We start from the raw sequence: 3194 nt of genomic DNA on the forward strand, positions 1-3194 counted from the left end.
AACCGGCTCTGCCAATGTCCGTATTATTGTTTACAACATGATGGGGCAGCCGGTTGAGTCGATGGTTGCGGAACGTACTGCCAACATCCGGGTGGCCGGCTGGAATAGCGGGCATTATGTGGTTCGCATCGAATCCGATGATCAGGTCGTTACCAAGAAATTAATTATAAAATAATTCTTCCATATGAAGTTATACCTATATTGTAGCTTGTTTGCACTGTTGTTTCTGGTGTCGTGCCGGAGCGATAAGGTCTATTCCGAGTGGAGTTTGCAGAATCGTGAAAGTGGCGAGTATTTGGGAGAGAAGCAGGGGAGCTTCTGTTTTGCTGCCGAGCCTTCCGGAGATGAATACCTCTGGATCATTGAAGGTACTTCCGGTGAGGAGTTTCTGATCAAGAACAAGAAAAGCGGAAACTATCTGCAACTCGACGGCGAAGGGGCGGTTTGTGCTGCTCCGGGAGGTCAAGAGACAGAGAACATGAAATGGAAGTATGGCGGTTTTGATTTTGTCACCCAGAAAAATTGCGGCTGGTATACGCTCGAAAACGGGGCGGCGGAGACGGAACGCCATTTAGCGCGGCGGGCAGACGGAATAGTCATGGATGATTCCGACCGTGTGAAGGACTATCGTTCGCATTGGAACATCGTGCGGGAAACCGGTACGGAACTCTCTTTCGTGCTGACTCCGGACAAGGTGACCGATGCCTCTTTCCTCGGCACAAGAGAGGCGGTTGCCGTTTCCGATACCGAAATCGAATCGGACTATCACGGCAAGGATCGCTGGAAACTGCAAAAGGATATTTCTGCATTTCCCCGTTTCACGACCGAAAACAACCGCTTGCTGGCAGCCCTTTACAACATGGCATTGGAAGAGATGCTGCTCGACATCCGTACGGACAGTACCTTCATGGCAGGTGCGTTGTGGCCCGATACATGGACGCGTGACGCGGTGTACAGCATTTATTTCTCTTATGCCTGGATATTGCCGGAGGTTTCGCGCAAGACATTGGAAAAACAAACCTTGCAGAATCCGAAAGAAGCCTTGCAGGATACCGGTAGCGGCGGTTCCTGGCCCATCTCTACCGACCGCGTTGTCTGGGCAATGGCGGCTTGGGAATATTATCTGTACACGGGCGATAAGAGTTGGCTGGAATCGGTGTACGATGGGTTGAAGTATACGGCACAGAAAGACATCCATGTGGCGTTTGATGCGAATGCCGGTTTGTTTAAGGGAGAAACCTGCTCGATGGACTGGCGTACCCATACCTATCCCAATTGGTTTATCAATTCCGTTATTGCCGATTCTTTTTCCAGTGGCACCAATGCACTGCACAAGTTCCTCTATCAGTTTCTCGGGGCTGCCGGACGGATCACCGGGAAGCCGGCGGAAGAGATTGCCGTGTGGGATCAATATGCCGATTTGCTGAAAGAGAATATCAATAAGCGTTTTTGGGACGAGAAACAGGGGTGCTATACCTGTTATCTCTATCCGGAGTATTTGGGATACCGGCCTGCTCAAAGAGTGGGGGTGATGTCGAATGGACTGGCAGCCGTGTTGGGTATAGCCACCCCGGAACAGAGTGCGAAGATGGTGGAAAATTTTCCGGTTTATCCTTATGGGGCAGCCGTGCTGTATCCCAGCATTCCGGATGATTTTTCTTATCATAACAAAAGCGTATGGCCGGTTTGGGAAACTCCTTATATGTATGCTGCCCGTGATGCGAAAAACGTGCAAGTGGTGGAACATATGATGAAATCGCTGATGCGTGCCGGAGCACTGTTTCTGACTCACAAAGAAAATATGACTTATGATACGGGCTACGATCGCGGTACGGCGTTGAACTCTTCCCGCCAGTTATGGTCTGTGGCATCTTATATCAGTATGGTATATCGTGTACTGTTCGGGATGACGATGAGCGAGGAGGGGATCACTTTCACTCCTGTGATACCGGATCTGGTAGATGGGAAGATCTCATTGGAGAATTTCCGTTACCGGGATGCCGTGTTGAACTTGAATGTCACCGGAAAGGGAAATACCGTGAAACGTCTTCTCGTGAACGGGGAGGAACAGAGCTTGCCTTATCTGTTTCCTGCAACGGCTCAGGGAGATTACACGATTGACATTGTGATGACAACAGTGCCTGCCGGAGAGAAAATGAATCTTGTTCAGCCGGGACCGCGTAAGGACTGGTCGCCGGTAGAGCCGGTGCTCATTCAGGAGGGACAGGTGATTAATTGTTCCGTAGAGCCGGGGTTGCGCTATTTTCTGTGTAGCCGGGAGAGAGAGGATAAGGAGATTACGTTTCCTTACGATTTGAGCCGGGAGCCTGCCGGGTTCTATTCTGTATATTCGATGGATAGCCGGGGATTCAAGTCCGATTGTTCCAATCCGGTGATAAAGACAGACTGGCGCAAAGTGTTCGAAGCGGAAGATGCCGTGTCGAAAGGGACATTCAGTCAGGCTCATTCCGGATATTCCGGCCGGGGATTTATAGTCGATTTGTATGCAAAACCGGCCGATGTGACCTTTACCGTCGATGTGCCTGTTGATGGTGATTATGCGCTCGTGCTTTCCGGTGCAAACGGTCATGGACCCGATGGCACCTACTGTACGATTCGTTCGGTATTTATCGACAATGTTGATGCCGGTACATTTATTCTCGAAGCTACGGGAGACTGGAATAAGTGGATGCGTTCCAATTATTTGTGGAAGAATATGAAGGCGGGACGTCATACGGTCAGTTTAAGACTCAATCCGGAGGGCAAGGGTTTTGACTCGAATATGTCTCATGGTAGGGAAGATGCTAACGATTGTAATTTGGATTATCTGGAAGTGATTCGGATGTAAGTTGCTGATAATACGATACGATCAAGGTATACAATCAATGTATGCGGTTAAAGCGGGAGAATATACGGTGGTTCTCCCGCTTTTTTATATCCATTTCTCACATTGTCAAGGATGGCTGTTTCTTTTACGGTCAAATCTCTTTTTTATACCTCCCAGCATTTCCATCCCCGGTTGGCACAGATGTAAACCACATACGTCCGCACCTTATAGTTCGGGAAATGCCGCAGTGTGTCTTCGGCATAGCGATGCACCTGTTCCACATGTTCGGGCAGGGGCGCATCCAGTCCTAACATCTTTTCCGCCTCTTTGGCCTTGTAATATTTGAACTCCACCAGACGGTCGTCCG

The 3194-nt window shown here is 49.6% G+C and carries 3 protein-coding genes; 2 read left to right on the forward strand and 1 reads right to left on the reverse strand.

Translation table 11 applies throughout. The features are described 5' to 3' along the window. Window positions 1-61: 61 nt before the first annotated feature. Both QVP90_RS06915 and QVP90_RS06920 read left to right on the forward strand, forming a co-directional pair. Complete coding sequence (locus QVP90_RS06915) at window positions 62-175, forward strand: T9SS type A sorting domain-containing protein (protein WP_288203988.1); 114 nt, start codon at window positions 62-64, stop codon at window positions 173-175. Window positions 176-184: 9 nt separating this feature from the next. Then, window positions 185-2848: a hypothetical protein gene (locus QVP90_RS06920; protein WP_021936016.1), complete on the forward strand. Its 2664-nt coding sequence runs from the start codon at window positions 185-187 to the stop codon at window positions 2846-2848. Window positions 2849-2991: 143 nt separating this feature from the next. On the opposite strand, the gene QVP90_RS06925 is transcribed toward QVP90_RS06920, so the two are convergent. Beyond that, window positions 2992-3194, reverse strand: a 203-nt coding sequence (locus tag QVP90_RS06925; protein WP_288203986.1) for a PD-(D/E)XK nuclease domain-containing protein, incomplete at its 5' end; no start/stop codon positions are given.

This window comes from Bacteroides sp. CAG:189, from assembly GCF_000432295.1.
Taxonomy (GTDB): domain Bacteria; phylum Bacteroidota; class Bacteroidia; order Bacteroidales; family Bacteroidaceae; genus Bacteroides; species Bacteroides salyersiae.

Excerpts from the sequence above, each read along its gene's own strand:
- QVP90_RS06920 (WP_021936016.1), top strand. The coding sequence starts at position 185 with ATGAAGTTATACCTATATTGTAGCTTGTTTGCACTGTTGTTTCTGGTG.
- QVP90_RS06915 (WP_288203988.1), top strand. The coding sequence starts at position 62 with ATGGTTGCGGAACGTACTGCCAACATCCGGGTGGCCGGCTGGAATAGC.